The organism is Stenotrophomonas sp. 86156_Sma, from assembly GCF_056481625.1.
The window spans coordinates 4,975,489-4,990,000 of record NZ_CM151157.1 but is presented as its reverse complement, the minus strand read 5'-3'; the positions used below and the strand labels follow the sequence as shown (position 1 = coordinate 4,990,000).

Sequence of the window (14,512 nt, the reverse complement as noted above, 5' to 3'; positions counted from 1 at the left end):
ACCACGCTTCCAGGAAAAGCTCCTAAGCTTCAGCTTACGCAGACCGTACCGTAAACCGACACAGGTGGGTAGGATGAGAATTCTCAGGCGCTTGAGAGAACTCGGGTGAAGGAACTAGGCAACATGGCACCGTAACTTCGGGAGAAGGTGCACCCTTTTTGGTGGCTCGTGCGAGCTATAGCTGAAGAGGGTCGCAGTAACCAGGCCGCTGCGACTGTTTATCAAAAACACAGCACTCTGCAAACACGAAAGTGGACGTATAGGGTGTGACGCCTGCCCGGTGCTGGAAGGTTAATTGATGGGGTCAGCCGCAAGGCGAAGCTCTTGATCGAAGCCCCAGTAAACGGCGGCCGTAACTATAACGGTCCTAAGGTAGCGAAATTCCTTGTCGGGTAAGTTCCGACCTGCACGAATGGCGTAACGACAGCGGCGCTGTCTCCACCCGAGACTCAGTGAAATTGAAATCGCTGTGAAGATGCAGCGTTCCCGTGGCAAGACGGAAAGACCCCGTGAACCTTTACTATAGCTTTACACTGAACGTTGAGTTCGTCTGTGTAGGATAGGTGGGAGGCTATGAAACTGTGGCGCTAGCTGCAGCGGAGCCATCCTTGAAATACCACCCTGTCGTGCTTGACGTTCTAACCTGGGCCCATTATCTGGGTCGGGGACCGTGTATGGTGGGTAGTTTGACTGGGGCGGTCTCCTCCTAAAGAGTAACGGAGGAGCTCGAAGGTACGCTCAGCGCGGTCGGACATCGCGCACTGTGTGCAAAGGCATAAGCGTGCTTGACTGCAAGATCGACGGATCAAGCAGGTAGGAAACTAGGACTTAGTGATCCGGTGGTTCTGTATGGAAGGGCCATCGCTCAACGGATAAAAGGTACTCCGGGGATAACAGGCTGATACCGCCCAAGAGTTCATATCGACGGCGGTGTTTGGCACCTCGATGTCGGCTCATCACATCCTGGGGCTGTAGTCGGTCCCAAGGGTATGGCTGTTCGCCATTTAAAGTGGTACGCGAGCTGGGTTCAGAACGTCGTGAGACAGTTCGGTCCCTATCTGCCATGGGCGTTGGAGATTTGAGAGGGGCTGCTCCTAGTACGAGAGGACCGGAGTGGACGAACCTCTGGTGTTCCGGTTGTCACGCCAGTGGCATTGCCGGGTAGCTATGTTCGGAAGCGATAACCGCTGAAAGCATCTAAGCGGGAAGCGCGCCTCAAGATGAGATCTCCCGGGGCACAAGCCCCCTGAAGGAACCATGTAGACTACGTGGTTGATAGGTCAGGTGTGTAAGTACAGCAATGTATTGAGCTAACTGATACTAATGATCCGAGAGGCTTGACCATATAACCTCAAGTTGCCTTGGCTTTACGACAGCGTCGTAAGAGCATCCAAGTGCACGCTACGTCACAAGAACTACGAGAGGCAGGCGCCTTATCCAGCTGTATCGGATGGCGACGCTCCAACCGCCTCCCTGGTGAAATTAGCGCTGTGGAACCACCCGATCCCATCCCGAACTCGGAAGTGAAACGCAGCTGCGCCGATGGTAGTGTGGCTCAAGCCATGCGAGAGTAGGTCATCGCCAGGGTTTACACCCAAAACCCCGCTGCTTACGCAGCGGGGTTTTTCTTTGTGCGCGCGAAATGCGGGTAGTGCCGGCCGCTGGCCGGCACTGCCGTGGCTGCACAGCGGCCGGTAGATCCACGCTATGCGAGGATATTCTCCGCGGGCAGCCACAGCGCCAACCAAGGTTGGCGTCTACCGAGTGCAGCCGGACCAACAGTAGGTCCACGCCGTGCGTGGATGGGCTGTCCCTGCAAAGATCGGTGCCAACCCCGGCAGCAGGCCCAGACAGTGCGCGTGGCTGTGATTGCCGGCCAGCGGCCGGCACTACCAGTAGATCCACGCCATGCGTGGATGCCCTCCGTGAGGAACCACGGCGCCAACCAAGGTTGGCAGCTACTTGTGTAAACCCACTACGTTGTTCAGCGGCACTCTTGAGATAGGTGGCTGGCCGCCGATCGCCATATGGGGACGGTGCCAGTTGTAGTAGTGCAGCCATTGGTTCAACACGGAATTGCGCTGGTCCGAGGATGCGTACTCGCAGGCGTAAGCCCACTCGCGCAGGCTGGTCTGGATGAAGCGCTCGGCTTTGCCATTGGTCCGCGGCGTGTAGGGCTTGGTTCTGATGTGCTTGATCCCAAGGGATTTGAGCAGCTTGGCAAATGCAGTGGAGCGATAGCACGCACCGTTGTCGGTCAGGATCCGCTTGAAGGTGATTCCCAGGCTGGCGTAGTACCCCAGAGCGCCCAGCAACGCCTGACAGGCGGTTTCGCCCTGTTCGTTGGGGTGGATGCTGCTGAAGGCGACCCGGGAGTGATCGTCGATGGCCACGTGGACGTAGCCCCAGCCACCGCCGGCGGCGTTTCCCCTGCGCTTGGCATCGGTTCTGTGCCCTGGCCGCTGGAAGTTGCCCAGCTTCTTGATGTCCAAGTGCAGCAGCCCTCCGGGCTGATCGTATTCGTATCGGATGACCTCCTTGGGCGGATCAAGCCGACACAACCGATTGAGGCCGTGGGCGCGCATCAGCCTTGAAATCGTACTGTGGCCGACCCCCAGCGCCTTGGAGATGGTCAGGTAGGTCTGCCGCTTACGGCGGTGCTCCTTGATTTGCTCGACTACCGGAGCAGGTGTGGCATGCGGCGTCTGGTGAGGCCGTGAGCTGCGGTTTTCCAGGCCCGGTGCCCCGAACTGGCGGAATCGGGCCAGCTACTTGTAGGCCGTACGCACACTTACGCCACACGCTTGAGCTGCTTCTTCCGGGCGTAGGCCCTCGTGGAGGATACGGCGGACCAGAAGCGCTCGACTAAACGGCGTCAAACGGGCATTTTTATGATTGTTCATCCGGGCTCTTTGGGGGCTGGAACGGTGTGGTAACCACCATTTTCCAAAGATGTCCCGGATGAACAACCTACAGAGAGATCACAGCTACTGGCAGCAAGGCCTACGCAACAAAAAGACGGCGCCCTGCGGGCGCCGTCTTGATCAGGATCGAACTGAAGGCCCGAATCAGGCGGCCTGCGAGACCTCGCGCGGTTCCTGCTGGCGGAACACCGAAACCGCTTCGGTCAGTGTGCCGGCCTGGCTCTGCAGCTCGCGTGCGGCCGCGGTGGCTTCCTCCACCAGCGCGGCATTCTGCTGTGTGGCCTGATCCATCTGCACTACGGTCTGGTTGATCTGCTCAATGCCGATCGACTGCTCCTGCGACGCCGCGGAAATTTCGCGCATCAGGTGGCTGACATCCTCCACGCCGCCAACAATGCCCTGCATGCGTTGGCCGGCGTCAGCTACCAGCTGGGCACCCTCACCCACCTGGCGGCCGGCTTCGTCGATCAGCTTCTTGATCTCCTGGGCCGCCGCCGCAGAGCGCTGCGCCAGTACCCGCACCTCGCTGGCCACGACCGCGAAGCCTCGGCCCTGTTCGCCGGCGCGTGCCGCCTCCACGGCTGCGTTCAAGGCCAGGATATTGGTCTGGAAGGCAATGCCGTCGATGACGCCGGTGATGTCGCCGATCCGCTTCGAGGCACCTTCGATGGCCTGCATGGTATTCACCACCCGCTGCATGGCTGTGTTGCCGTCACTGGCAGCGCTCTGCGTGGAAGCTGCCAACGCACTGGCCTCACGCGCATGGGCGGCGTTCTGGCGCACGGTGGCGGTGAGTTCCTCCATCGATGCTGCGGTCTCCTGCAGGTGCGCGGCCTGGCGCTCGCTGCGCTCGGACAACGCGCCGTTGCCGGCGGCAATCTCGCTGGCGGCGGTACTGATCGACGCCGCACATTCCTGGATGCGACCGACCATGCGTGCCAACTGACCGGCCGTGGCATTCGCATCGCGCTGGATGGCAGCGAAAGCGCCGTGATACTCGCCGTGCATGCGCCGGTCCAGATCGCCATTGGCCAGTGCCGAGAGCATCTGCCGCACTTCGTTGACGGTGCTGCCGAGCGTATCGAGCAGCTGGTTGATGCCACCGGTCAGCCCATCGAGGAAACTGGCACCTTCAGTGGCCTGCAGGCGCTGGTCGAGATCACCGGCCGCTGCCGCTGCGACGATGCCGGCCACGGCGTTTTCCAGCGCGAGTTCATGGGTGCGGTCATGCCATTCCACGGCGAAGCCCAGGCGCGCGCCCTGCGCATCGAACACCGGGGTGACCACCTGCGCGAAGTGCACCGGGCCGATCTGGACCTTGCCGTTGTGCGTGACCTGCAGGCCGTTGAGGATCGCGCGGATGCGATCCGGGTTGGCGTGGAAGCGGTGGATGCTGCTGCCGACCAGGCGCTCGGCGTCGAAGTCGGGGAAGGCCTGGCGCAGTGTTGCCTGCTGGTTGCGCAGCAGGGCCACCACCGAGCGGTTCACGTAACGGATCACGTGGTCGTTGTCGGCAATCATCATCGCGGTGCGCGAGGCGTCGAGCGCCTGGCGGATCTGCGCATTCTCGGCATGCGCGTCAGCCTCGCGCCCACGCTGCGCCTGCACGTGGCGGGCGGTATCGGCCAGCGCATGGGCCAGCGAACCGGGTGCATAGGCCGCGGTATCCGCATGTGCGCTCAGATCGGTGCCCGTCGCGATATCGCGCGCCAGTGCCGCCAGGCGGCGTGGGCCGTGGCCAAGCGCCTCGGTCTGCTGGCGCAGGCGCAGCGCGACCTGGCCGAGGAACACGGTCAGGCTGGCGAACAGGCCCGCCTGCAGCAACATCGGTCCCACGGCTGCGCCGTGCAGCAGCGGTACCAGCAGGGCGAGGGTGCCAACACCACCGGCCAGCCATACCGGCAGGCGATCGCGGTGGCTGAGCAGCACGCCCAGCAACAGCGCAATCGGCAATGCCGGTGACAGGCTGACGATCGCGCACAACAAGGCCAGCTGCAGCGACAACAGCAATGCCAGGCCATTGCGGGCGACGGCCCGGCCCGCCTGTGGACCGGCCAGCCAGAGGGCGGGCAGTACGGCGGCCGCGGCCAACGCAGCGCCCGGTACGTGGGGCCCACGCAGGGCCAGCACCAGGCCAGCCACAGCCAACGCCGCGCTGCCGATCAGCAGTCGACGGTCAGCGCGGCGCGCGAGCTGCTGCAGATGCGGCATGCGGGCGGTATCGGGGGGACGGGAGGATGCAACGGACATCGGCGACTCCTGGATCAGCAAACGACAACAGCCACGCCGCGGCGCACGCAGGAGTGCGTGAGCAGGGCGCGAGCCGGGAATTCGGGGAATGCGGCGCGATCAGCGACGCGGAGACGGGACACCGTGGCCACATCCTGTGGGTGACGGTGCAGCAGAGCGGGCATGCGGACTTCCTTGCAGAACCAGACACACGCCGCAGACCCGACCGGACCTGCGTGCTGCGGACGCAGGGGCCCGCAACTGATGTATCGGCCGCAAACGCGCGGAGTGAAGCGCGCGGATACGTTTGCTCAGCCGGCGTTGCCGTTGCTGAAGAAGTGCAGGATCACGCCCGCGATCTGTTCCGGGTCTTCCATGTGCAGGTGATGGTTGCCGGCAAACACCGCCAGACGGCCATCGCGCAGGTGCTGCAGGCGATCGCTGCGCATCGGCTCGGGATAGTACGACTGCGCCGGTGTGGCGTAGATCACCTGCGTCGGGCAGGCGATGGCCTGCAGCAGGTTGTCGATCTGGCCTTCGCTGAGGCGGATCGCAGTGGGCAGCATCAGGCGCGGGTCGCTGCACCAGCGGTAACCACCTTCGACCGGCTCCACGCCGCGCTCGACCAGCAGCCGTGCACAGCGCTCGCTGAGCTGATTGGTCATCATCCGCGCGCGGATCGGCGCGGCGAGGTCGGGGAACACGCGCAGCTGCTTGCGTGCCAGTGCGCGTGTGGCATTCACATGCTCGCGCAGGCGGTTGGCGGTTTCTTCCTCAGGACCACGCAGGCCGCCGAGTGCTTCGATCGCCACCAGCCGTTCGACACGGTCGCTGACCGAGGCGGTGAGGCTGGCGATGCCGGCGCCCATCGAATGGCCGAGCAGGCTGAAACGGTCCCAGCCCAGCGCGTCGGCGACGTCGAGTACGTGACAGATGGCGGCGGCCGTGGTGTAGCTGGCACCGGCCGGCAGATGCGCGCTGTGGCCGTGGCCGGGCAGGTCGATGGCCACCAGCTGCAACGACGACAGGTGCGGCGCCAGCGGCACGAAGCTGGCCGCGTTGTCGAGCCAGCCATGCAGGGCCAGCACGCGCGGGCCGTCACCGTGGTTGCGCAGGCCGGCGACGCGCGCGCCACCGACCTCCAGTTCAAACGGTTGCAGACTCATGCCAGCGAGGCCACGGCCAGCCGTGCCAGCGCACGCGCGTGCTCCGGTTCGGCGTTGAGGCAGGGGATGTAGCGCATCGTCGCGCCGCGCTCGGCCAGTGTTTCAGTGAAGCCCAGTGCCACTTCTTCCAGCGTCTCCAGACAGTCGGTGGCGAAGCCCGGGCACACCACGTCGATCTGCTTCACGCCGGATTCGGCCAGCGCCCACAGGCTGGGCTCGGCATACGGCTGCAGCCAGCGCTCGCGGCCGAAGCGCGACTGATAGCCCATCTGCCAGTCGTCCCTGCCCAGCTCCAGCGCCTTGGCGATGGCCTGCGCACTGGCCTCGCAGCGCTGCGGATACGGATCGCCGGCATCGGCCAGGCGCTGCGGAATGCCGTGGAAGGAGAACATCAGTTTCTGGCCACGACCGTGCTGTTCCCAGTAGCGGCGGATCGAGCCGGCAACGGCGTCGACCCAGCCCGGATCGACCGAATAGTCGCGTACCAGGCTCACGGTCACGCCCGGATTGCGGCGCTGCCAGGCATCGACGCGGTCTTCGACCGAGGCGGTGGTGGTGGTGGAGTACTGCGGGTACAGCGGCAGCACCACGATGCGGCGCGCACCGTCGGCCGCCAGCCGGTCGAGTTCGCTGGCCAGCGCCGGTTCGCCATAGCGCATTGCATGGCGCACTGTCAGGGTCGGCAACAGCGCCTGCATGGCCTGCGCCAGCTGGCGCGTATGCACCATCAGCGGAGAGCCCTCCGGCAGCCACACCTGGGCGTACTTGGCCGCTGAACGGCTGCTGCGCAGCGGCAGGATCAGTCCGCGCAGCAACGGCTGCCACAGCAGTGCCGGGATCGAGACCACGCGGGGGTCGGACAGGAATTCAGCCAGGTAACGGCGTACGGCGGGGGCCGTCGGCGTCTCGGGCGTGCCTAGGTTGACCGCCAGCACGGCGGTATCGGGTGCGTCGAGCATGAGCGGTATTGTCGCCGATCCGGTGCCGCGCCGGGATGCAGGGTTCGGATTGCAGGCATAGCGCGCATCAATGTGAGCAGGGAACGCTCATTGGGGATTCATGACAACACTACTAATTTCAGTCACTTGCTATATCTTCCTATGGACTGACTTCTGGAGCCTGCCATGCGTCGCCCGATCCAAGCCCTGCTGATCGCCGCCAGCCTGCTGTCCAGCCAGGCCATGGCCGGACCGCAGGAAGACCAGCGTGCCCGCAATGCCGTGCGCGTGCTGGCTGAAATCCAGGAAATCCCTGAACAGGGCATTCCGGACAAATTGCTCGACGAAGGCCGCGCGGTCATCGTCATTCCCGACACGATCAAGGCCGGTCTGGTCATTGGCGGTCGTCGTGGCCACGGCCTGATGTCCGTGCGCATGCCCAACGGTGCCTGGTCCAACCCGGTGTTCGTGAAGCTCACCGGCGGCAGCATCGGCTTCCAGGCCGGCGTGCAGTCCTCCGATGTGGTGCTGGTGTTCCGCAACGACCGTAGCCTGGACAACCTGGTCAACGGCAAGTTCACGCTGGGCGCCGATGCGGGTGTCGCCGCCGGCCCGGTCGGCCGCAATGCCGCCGCCGCCACCGACGGTCAGCTGAAGGCCGAGATCTGGTCCTGGTCGCGCGCCCGCGGCCTGTTCGCCGGTGTCGCCCTGGATGGTGCGGTGCTGCAGATCGACGATGCCGCCAATCTGGACGCCTACGGCAGCAACACCACGCCGCGCATGATCTTCGAAGGCCGCGCGGCCGGTTCGCCGTCGATGGATGTGGTCACGTTCCGCGACCGCCTGGAAGAGGCCACCTACGCCGCGCGTAACAACCGCAGCGGCAACGGCGGTAGCGCGCCGCGCCCGGCAGCGGCCCCGGCGGTTGCTCCGGCGCCTGTTCAGGCAGCGCCGGCCGCCCCGGCCGAAGCCACCACCGCACCGCTGCAGAACGTGCCGCAGAACCCGCCGCCGCAGCAGCAGGGCTTCCAGCCGGTCAACGACGGCGAAATCCGCACGGAAACGCTGGGCGGAAACTGACTTTCGTCACGCGCGCCGGCTAACACCCGGTGCGCTATGCTCGACAGCCTGATCACTAACGTAACGAGCGTCTTTATGGGCAGTTTCAGCATCTGGCATTGGTTGGTCGTGCTGGCCATCGTCCTGCTGGTGTTCGGCACCAAGCGCCTGACCAGTGGCGCCAAGGATCTCGGTTCGGCGGTCAAGGAATTCAAGAAGGGCATGCGCGACGAGGACAAGCCGAACGCGCAGCTGGGCGATGAATCGCGCAGCCAGGACGCCTCGCGCGCCGCGCAGGACGAGCACGACCGTAACGCTCGCTGATCCGGAGCGGTCGCGGTGTTTGATATCGGCTTCAGCGAACTGCTGGTGATTGCAGTGGTCGCCCTGGTGGTGCTCGGTCCCGAGCGCCTGCCCAAGGCGGCCCGCTTCGCCGGCCTGTGGGTGCGACGTGCCCGTAATCAGTGGGATTCGGTGAAACAGGAACTGGAGCGCGAACTGCAGGCCGAGGACATCAAGCGGCAGATGCAGGATGTGCGCCAGGGCATGCAGGACACCGAGAACCAGCTGCGCGCCAGCGGTGAAGCGATCCGTCGCGAAGCGCAGGAGGCCCAGCAGCAGGGCGATACGCTGGCGCAGGAAGTACGCGCGCCGGCGCCCGCAGATCTTCCGCCGCACATGAGCGCCGTGCCCGACACCGATGCGCCGGCACAGGAGAGCGTTGCTCCCGAGCCGACGCCGGCGACACCCCCTGAAGCCGGTGCGACGCCGCCGCAGAGCAGCCCGGAGCGCCAGCCATGAGTGAACAGGATTTCGGCGAAAGCTCGCTGGTCGAACATCTGGTGGAACTACGCGGCCGCCTGGTGCGCGCATTGCTGGGCCTGGGCGTGGTGCTGCTGGCGCTGCTGCCGTTTACCCAGAAGCTGTACAACGCGCTGGCCGAACCGCTGGTCTCGCAGCTGCCGAACGGGCAGACGATGATCGCCACCAACCCGGCCGGTGCGTTCTTCGCCCCGCTGAAGCTGACCTTCTTCGTCGCCCTGTTCGTGGCGGTGCCGTGGCTGCTGTACCAGCTGTGGGCGTTCGTCGCCCCGGGCCTGTATGCGCGCGAGAAGCGCCTGGCGGTGCCGTTGCTGGTGTCGTCGGTGCTGCTGTTCTACGCCGGCTGCGCCTTTGCCTACTTCCTGGTGCTGCCGGCGGTGTTCCACTTCCTGACCACCTTCAGCCCGGACGTGATCGCGATCACTCCGGATGCGAACGCCTACCTGGACTTCGTGCTGGCGATCTTCTTCGCTTTCGGCGGCAGTTTCGAACTGCCGGTGGCGATGGTGATCCTGGTGCTGCTGGGCTGGGTGACTCCGCAGCAGTTCAAGGAAGGCCGCGGTTACGCGATCGTCGGCATCTTCGTGGTGGCCGCAGTGCTGACCCCGCCGGACGTGGTCTCGCAGCTGATGCTGGCGATTCCGATGTGCCTGCTCTACGAACTGGGCATCCACGCCGCACGCTGGCTGGTGCCGTCATCGGTAGTGAAGAAACCCGCCGCCTGAAAGAAAAAAAGGGGACGGAGGGGATTAAGTCGTTAGCTGCACACACTGGGCATAAACGACTTAATCCCCTCCGTCCCCTTTTTCCGTCAGGCGTGGAACACGTCGCTTGAGGTCGGCGTGGTCGGGATCGGTGGGGCCGCGCGGCTGCCGCGATGCACGAACATCTGCTTCCACGCGGCGTAGACCGCGCCGACATACAGCGGCATCAGCACCGTGGTCAGCACCAGCTGGGCGATGAAGGCGGCGGCCAGCGGGCCACCGATCAGCATCGCGATCTGGATCACGATCACGAACAGGATGTACATGCAGAACGCGGCGATCAGGCCGAGTACGGCGAACACGAACATCGCGCCGATGTTCTCGATGCAGCCCTGCAGGCTCAGGCGCAGCGCATGCATGCCGCTCTGCTTATCGAACACCACCAGCGCCGGCTGGGTGAACATCGCCAGCGACAGCGCCACCGCGCTCAGGAACACCAGCAGCATCCACAGCGCGATGCGCTTGGCCGGCAGGTTGGCGACCAGTGCGGCCGCATCCTCCGGCTTGATCTGCTGGCCACTGCGGCTGATCTCTTCCATCTTGGTCATGACCTCGCTGAAGGCGGTGAAGCCCTCGCGGCCGATCATCATGAACAACAGCGCGCCCAGCAGCAGGACCGCCAGCACCTGGATCGCCAGCGGCACCAGCAGGTGGCTGACGCGGTGGTCGCGGATCGGCTGCAGCAGGTGCGAGGACAGGCCCGGGCGGCCTTCGTCGATCTCACCCACGGCGTAGAGCATGCCGCCGAACATGATCGGCGAGATGGCCAGGGTCATCAGCTGCACGGCCATGCCGGCGGCGCCGGGAATCAGCGTCGACAACAGGGTGACCACCCAGCTCACCAGCAGCCAGGCCAGGCCGATCCGGGCCAGCTGCAGCGGCGCACGCCGATACAGCGAGAACGTATCCAGCAACCACTGGGCGCCCGCCGAGGCCGGCAGCTTGCGAATCTCTTTCATGGACATCCGGGAAGGACAGGAGGGGGCCGGGCGGCTGCCCGTGCCGCCGATTATCCCTGTTTTGCCACCGGCTGGGCTGAAGACAGCCGCGCCTGGCGGACGAAGCGGCGCAGCAGCTGGCGGGCCAGCGGTGCGGCGCTGACTGCGCGCTCGATGCTGCGCGCACAGCCGCCGTGGCGGCCGATGCAGTCGGCGCGGGCGCGCACGTAGCCGCGCATGTGGTGGGTGGCGAATTCGGGGTGGAACTGCACGCCCCAGGCCTGGCGCCCCCAGCGGAACGCGTGGCAGCCATCCAGCGGCGAGCGTGCCAGCACCTCGGCACCGTCGGGTGCGCGCAGCACGGTCTGCAGGTGGGTGGCGTGGGCGGCAAAGTGCTGCGGCAGACCCTGGAACAGCGGATCCTGTGCCGCCTGTGGCTGCAGCTCCAGTTCGATCGTGCCGGACTCGCGCCCGGCCGGGTTGTAGGCCACCTCACCGCCCAGCGCATGCGCCAGCAGCTGGTGGCCGTAGCAGATGCCGAACACCGGCAGGTCAGCGTGGGCGGTCTGGCGCAGCCATGCGGCGCTGCGCTCGCTCCACTCGGCGTGGTCGGTGACGAAGGCGGCCGAGCCGGTCACCAGTACCCCGGCAAAACCGTGCGGATCGGGCAGGGCGCCACCGTGTTCGACATCGACCACCACCGTCTCATGTTCCTCCAGCCCGGCGGCGACGCGGATCCAGTGCGGAAAGCGCCCGTAGCGGCGCAGCGACGGTACCGGGCGGCCGGTTTCAAGGATCAGGAACGGGGCTGGGTTCATCCGGGGGCGGCAGGACTGACAGGACTTCCTCGATTGTAGTCAGCCCCTGCGCCACCTTTTCAAGCCCGGCCTGGCGCAGGGTTCGCAGGCCTTCAGCCCGCGCAGCCCGGCTGAAACCGGCCAGATCCATGTCGGCGCGGATCTGCCCGCGCAGCCGCGAGCCCAATGGCAGCAACTCATACAGGCCGATGCGGCCAAGGAATCCGGTGCGCCGGCACTCCAGGCAACCGACCGGCCGACAGGGCGTGGCGGCATCTGGATATGCGGCATGGCTATCAGCCAGCACCGCCCAATCGGCCGCGCCGAGGCTGTGCGGTTGCTTGCAGTGCGGGCACAGCGTGCGCACCAGGCGCTGGGCAAGGATGCCGTTGAGGGTGCTGGCCAGCAGGTAGTGCGGCACGCCCAGGTCGAGCAGGCGGGTGACCGCCGAGGGCGCATCGTTGGTATGCAGGGTGGACAGCACCAGGTGGCCGGTCAGCGAGGCCTGCACCGCCATCTGCGCGGTTTCCAGGTCGCGGATCTCGCCGATCATGATGATGTCCGGGTCCTGCCGCAGCAGCGTGCGCACGCCGCTGGCGAAATCCAGGTCGATGTTGGCCTGCACCTGCATCTGGTTGAACTCGGGCGCGATCATCTCGATCGGGTCCTCCACCGTGCACACGTTCACGTCCGGCGTGGCCAGGCGCTTCAGCGTCGAATACAGGGTGGTGGTCTTGCCCGAGCCGGTCGGGCCGGTCACCAGCACGATGCCGTGCGGACGCTCCACCAGCGCATTCCAGCCAGCGGCCTCCTGCGGGCTGAAACCGAGCTGGTCGATGCTCTTGAACGCGGCATCGGGGTCGAAGATGCGCATCACGCACTTTTCGCCGAAGGCGGTGGGCATGGTCGACAGACGCATCTCGACCTCGCGGCCGCCCGGCGAACGGGTCTTGATGCGGCCATCCTGCGGGCGCCGGCGTTCGGCCAGGTCCATGCGGCCGAGCACCTTGATGCGGCTGACCACCGCGGTCATCACCGCCGGCGGTACCTCGAACACCTTGTGCAGCACGCCGTCGATGCGGAAGCGCATGCGCCCCATTTCGCGGCGCGGCTCCAGGTGGATGTCCGAGGCGCGCTGCTCGTAGGCGTACTGCAGCAGCCAGTCCACGATATGCACGATGTGCTGGTCGTCGGCATTGACGTCGCCGGTGCGGCCCAGCTCCACCAGCTGTTCGAAGCTGGGCAGGGTGGTGCTGGCCTCGCCGCGCACGTCGCCACGGGCCCCGCGCACCGAACGGGTCACCCCGTAGAACTCCATGGTGTAGCGGTGCAGGTCCAGCGGATTGACCACCGCCAGCTCGATGCGGCGGCGGGTCAGGTGCTGCAGGTCACGGCGCCACTCCTGCACCAGCGGCTCGCTGGTGGCCACCAGCACGCGCTCGGCATCCACCGCCAGCGGCAGGAAGCGGTGGCGGCGGGCGTAGGCGTGGGAGACCAGCGCGGTGACGGCGGCAACGTCGACCCGGGTCGGGTCGATGCGCAGGTAGCGGCTGCCGGTGCGCTGCGCCAGCCACTCGGTGAGGCGCTCCAGGGTCAGTTCGCCACCGCCGCTGGCGGCCAGCTTGAGGTTGGACAGCAGCACCAGCGGGTGCACTTCACTCGCGTTGCGCGCGCCCTGCGCGGAAAAGCGCATGCGCTCGCGGTCCTGCTCGGCCACCAGGCCATCGGCAATCAGGGCTGCGGCAATCTGCTCGAAATGCAGCCGTCCCCAAGGCAGCGCGACGTCGCCCGCTTCGCCGGGCGTGCCGACCGGCAGCCGATGTTCCATCTGCCTGCTCCTCCCGGGTACGGAATGCCCCGCAGGTCGGCCGTTATACTAGCGCACCCCCTTTGCCGGCCAAGAATCGTCCGCATGTCCGCGACCCCGACCGTTCCGATCACCTTCCAGGGCCTGATCCAGACCCTGAACCAGTTTTGGGCCCAGCAGGGCTGCGTGCTCATCCAGCCGCTCGACCTGGAGGTGGGCGCCGGTACCTTCCACCCGGCCACCTTCCTGCGTGCGATCGGTCCGGAAAGCTGGAACGCGGCCTACGTGCAGCCCTCGCGGCGCCCGACCGACGGCCGCTACGGCGAGAACCCGAACCGCCTGCAGCGCTACTACCAGTACCAGGTGGCGATGAAGCCGGCGCCGGACAACATCCAGCAGCTGTACCTGGATTCGCTGAAGGCACTGGGCATCGACCCGCTGGTGCACGACCTGCGTTTCGTCGAGGACAACTGGGAGTCGCCGACGCTGGGCGCCTGGGGCCTGGGCTGGGAAGTCTGGCTCAACGGCATGGAAGTGACCCAGTTCACCTATTTCCAGCAGGCCGGTGGCCTGGAGTGCCGCCCGGTGCTGGGCGAGATCACCTACGGTCTCGAGCGCCTGTGCATGTACCTGCAGAACTGCGACAACGTCTACGACCTGGTCTGGACCTACGGCCCGGACGGCCAGCCGGTGACCTACGGCGACGTCTACCACCAGAACGAGGTGGAGCAGAGCACCTACAACTTCGAATACGCCGACGTGGAAGAGATGTTCCACCGTTTCGACGCCTGCGAACGTGAAGCGCAGAAGCTGGTGGAAGTGAACCTGCCGCTGCCGGCCTACGAGCAGGTGATGAAGGCCAGCCACACCTTCAACCTGCTGGATGCGCGCCGCGCGATCAGCGTGACCGAGCGCCAGCGCTACATCCTGCGCGTGCGCGCGCTGGCCCAGGCGGTGGCCAAGGCGTACTACGAGCAGCGCGAGAAGCTGGGCTTCCCGGGCGCGAAGAAGGCCTGACGGCCGCTCCCCCCTTACTCCGGGGCGCCGGACGCGTCGCGCGCTGCGCCC

General features: G+C 65.9%; 11 protein-coding genes, 2 rRNA genes and 1 pseudogene (1 of these 14 cut by a window edge). 7 read left to right on the top strand and 7 right to left on the bottom strand.

Annotated elements, in window-relative coordinates; translation table 11 throughout:
* Positions 1 to 1,345: ribosomal RNA gene (locus ACZK33_RS23055) — 23S ribosomal RNA — on the top strand (it extends 1,535 nt beyond the left edge of the window).
* 127 nt (positions 1,346 to 1,472) lie between these two features.
* Positions 1,473 to 1,587: ribosomal RNA gene (rrf, locus tag ACZK33_RS23050) — 5S ribosomal RNA — on the top strand.
* Between the two features lie 371 nt (positions 1,588 to 1,958).
* Here the strand turns inward: rrf and ACZK33_RS23045 are convergent.
* The 4 genes and pseudogenes from ACZK33_RS23045 to hemH form a co-directional block, all read right to left on the bottom strand.
* Positions 1,959 to 2,903 (bottom strand): annotated as a pseudogene (locus ACZK33_RS23045) (IS481-like element ISStma3 family transposase).
* Between the two features lie 165 nt (positions 2,904 to 3,068).
* Positions 3,069 to 5,174 carry a methyl-accepting chemotaxis protein gene (locus ACZK33_RS23040; RefSeq protein WP_478453938.1) on the bottom strand — a complete coding sequence of 702 codons (2,106 nt, stop codon included), beginning with the start codon at positions 5,172 to 5,174 and terminating at the stop codon, positions 3,069 to 3,071.
* A 290-nt stretch (positions 5,175 to 5,464) separates the two neighbouring features.
* Positions 5,465 to 6,319 carry an alpha/beta fold hydrolase gene (locus tag ACZK33_RS23035; protein WP_049424296.1) on the bottom strand — a complete coding sequence of 285 codons (855 nt, stop codon included), beginning with the start codon at positions 6,317 to 6,319 and terminating at the stop codon, positions 5,465 to 5,467.
* Entirely contained in the window at positions 6,316 to 7,278 is a 963-nt protein-coding gene (gene hemH, locus ACZK33_RS23030) for a ferrochelatase (RefSeq protein ID WP_032128451.1), read from the bottom strand. The genes ACZK33_RS23035 and hemH overlap by 4 nt, the downstream gene beginning before the upstream one ends.
* A 165-nt stretch (positions 7,279 to 7,443) precedes the next feature.
* Here hemH and ACZK33_RS23025 point away from each other — a divergent pair, with 165 nt between their 5' ends.
* From ACZK33_RS23025 to tatC, 4 genes are all read left to right on the top strand, one after another.
* Complete coding sequence (locus ACZK33_RS23025; RefSeq protein ID WP_032128452.1) at positions 7,444 to 8,337, top strand: lipid-binding SYLF domain-containing protein; 894 nt, start codon at positions 7,444 to 7,446, stop codon at positions 8,335 to 8,337.
* A gap of 75 nt (positions 8,338 to 8,412) precedes the next feature.
* Positions 8,413 to 8,640 carry a Sec-independent protein translocase subunit TatA gene (gene tatA / locus ACZK33_RS23020; RefSeq protein ID WP_032128453.1) on the top strand — a complete coding sequence of 76 codons (228 nt, stop codon included), beginning with the start codon at positions 8,413 to 8,415 and terminating at the stop codon, positions 8,638 to 8,640.
* Between the two features lie 15 nt (positions 8,641 to 8,655).
* On the top strand, positions 8,656 to 9,117 hold the full coding sequence (gene tatB / locus ACZK33_RS23015; RefSeq protein ID WP_423174576.1) for a Sec-independent protein translocase protein TatB: 462 nt from the start codon (positions 8,656 to 8,658) through the stop codon (positions 9,115 to 9,117).
* Positions 9,114 to 9,863, top strand: a complete 750-nt coding sequence (tatC, locus tag ACZK33_RS23010) for a twin-arginine translocase subunit TatC (protein ID WP_032128455.1) — start codon at positions 9,114 to 9,116, stop codon at positions 9,861 to 9,863. Before tatB ends, tatC begins: the two co-directional genes overlap by 4 nt.
* Before the next feature lie 86 nt (positions 9,864 to 9,949).
* On the opposite strand, the gene ACZK33_RS23005 is transcribed toward tatC, so the two are convergent.
* The 3 genes from ACZK33_RS23005 to ACZK33_RS22995 are packed head-to-tail and all read right to left on the bottom strand — an operon-like array spanning position 9,950 to position 13,465.
* A complete protein-coding gene (locus tag ACZK33_RS23005) occupies positions 9,950 to 10,861 on the bottom strand; it encodes a BPSS1780 family membrane protein (RefSeq protein ID WP_049399150.1) in 912 nt (303 codons plus the stop codon).
* 50 nt (positions 10,862 to 10,911) lie between these two features.
* Positions 10,912 to 11,658: a glutamine amidotransferase gene (locus tag ACZK33_RS23000; RefSeq protein WP_049399151.1), complete on the bottom strand. Its 747-nt coding sequence runs from the start codon at positions 11,656 to 11,658 to the stop codon at positions 10,912 to 10,914.
* A complete protein-coding gene (locus ACZK33_RS22995) occupies positions 11,630 to 13,465 on the bottom strand; it encodes a GspE/PulE family protein (RefSeq protein ID WP_423174575.1) in 1,836 nt (611 codons plus the stop codon). Before ACZK33_RS22995 ends, ACZK33_RS23000 begins: the two co-directional genes overlap by 29 nt.
* Before the next feature lie 84 nt (positions 13,466 to 13,549).
* Here ACZK33_RS22995 and glyQ point away from each other — a divergent pair, with 84 nt between their 5' ends.
* On the top strand, positions 13,550 to 14,461 hold the full coding sequence (gene glyQ / locus ACZK33_RS22990; RefSeq protein ID WP_006403404.1) for a glycine--tRNA ligase subunit alpha: 912 nt from the start codon (positions 13,550 to 13,552) through the stop codon (positions 14,459 to 14,461).
* Positions 14,462 to 14,512 lie beyond the last annotated feature (51 nt).

What these genes read in the sequence shown, in the direction of transcription:
- ACZK33_RS23040 (WP_478453938.1), bottom strand. Translation starts at nt 5,174, where the DNA reads ATGTCCGTTGCATCCTCCCGTCCCCCCGATACCGCCCGCATGCCGCAT.
- ACZK33_RS23035 (WP_049424296.1), bottom strand. Translation starts at nt 6,319, where the DNA reads ATGAGTCTGCAACCGTTTGAACTGGAGGTCGGTGGCGCGCGCGTCGCC.
- hemH (WP_032128451.1), bottom strand. Translation starts at nt 7,278, where the DNA reads ATGCTCGACGCACCCGATACCGCCGTGCTGGCGGTCAACCTAGGCACG.
- ACZK33_RS23025 (WP_032128452.1), top strand. Translation starts at nt 7,444, where the DNA reads ATGCGTCGCCCGATCCAAGCCCTGCTGATCGCCGCCAGCCTGCTGTCC.
- tatA (WP_032128453.1), top strand. Translation starts at nt 8,413, where the DNA reads ATGGGCAGTTTCAGCATCTGGCATTGGTTGGTCGTGCTGGCCATCGTC.
- tatC (WP_032128455.1), top strand. Translation starts at nt 9,114, where the DNA reads ATGAGTGAACAGGATTTCGGCGAAAGCTCGCTGGTCGAACATCTGGTG.
- ACZK33_RS23005 (WP_049399150.1), bottom strand. Translation starts at nt 10,861, where the DNA reads ATGAAAGAGATTCGCAAGCTGCCGGCCTCGGCGGGCGCCCAGTGGTTG.
- ACZK33_RS23000 (WP_049399151.1), bottom strand. Translation starts at nt 11,658, where the DNA reads ATGAACCCAGCCCCGTTCCTGATCCTTGAAACCGGCCGCCCGGTACCG.
- ACZK33_RS22995 (WP_423174575.1), bottom strand. Translation starts at nt 13,465, where the DNA reads ATGGAACATCGGCTGCCGGTCGGCACGCCCGGCGAAGCGGGCGACGTC.
- glyQ (WP_006403404.1), top strand. Translation starts at nt 13,550, where the DNA reads ATGTCCGCGACCCCGACCGTTCCGATCACCTTCCAGGGCCTGATCCAG.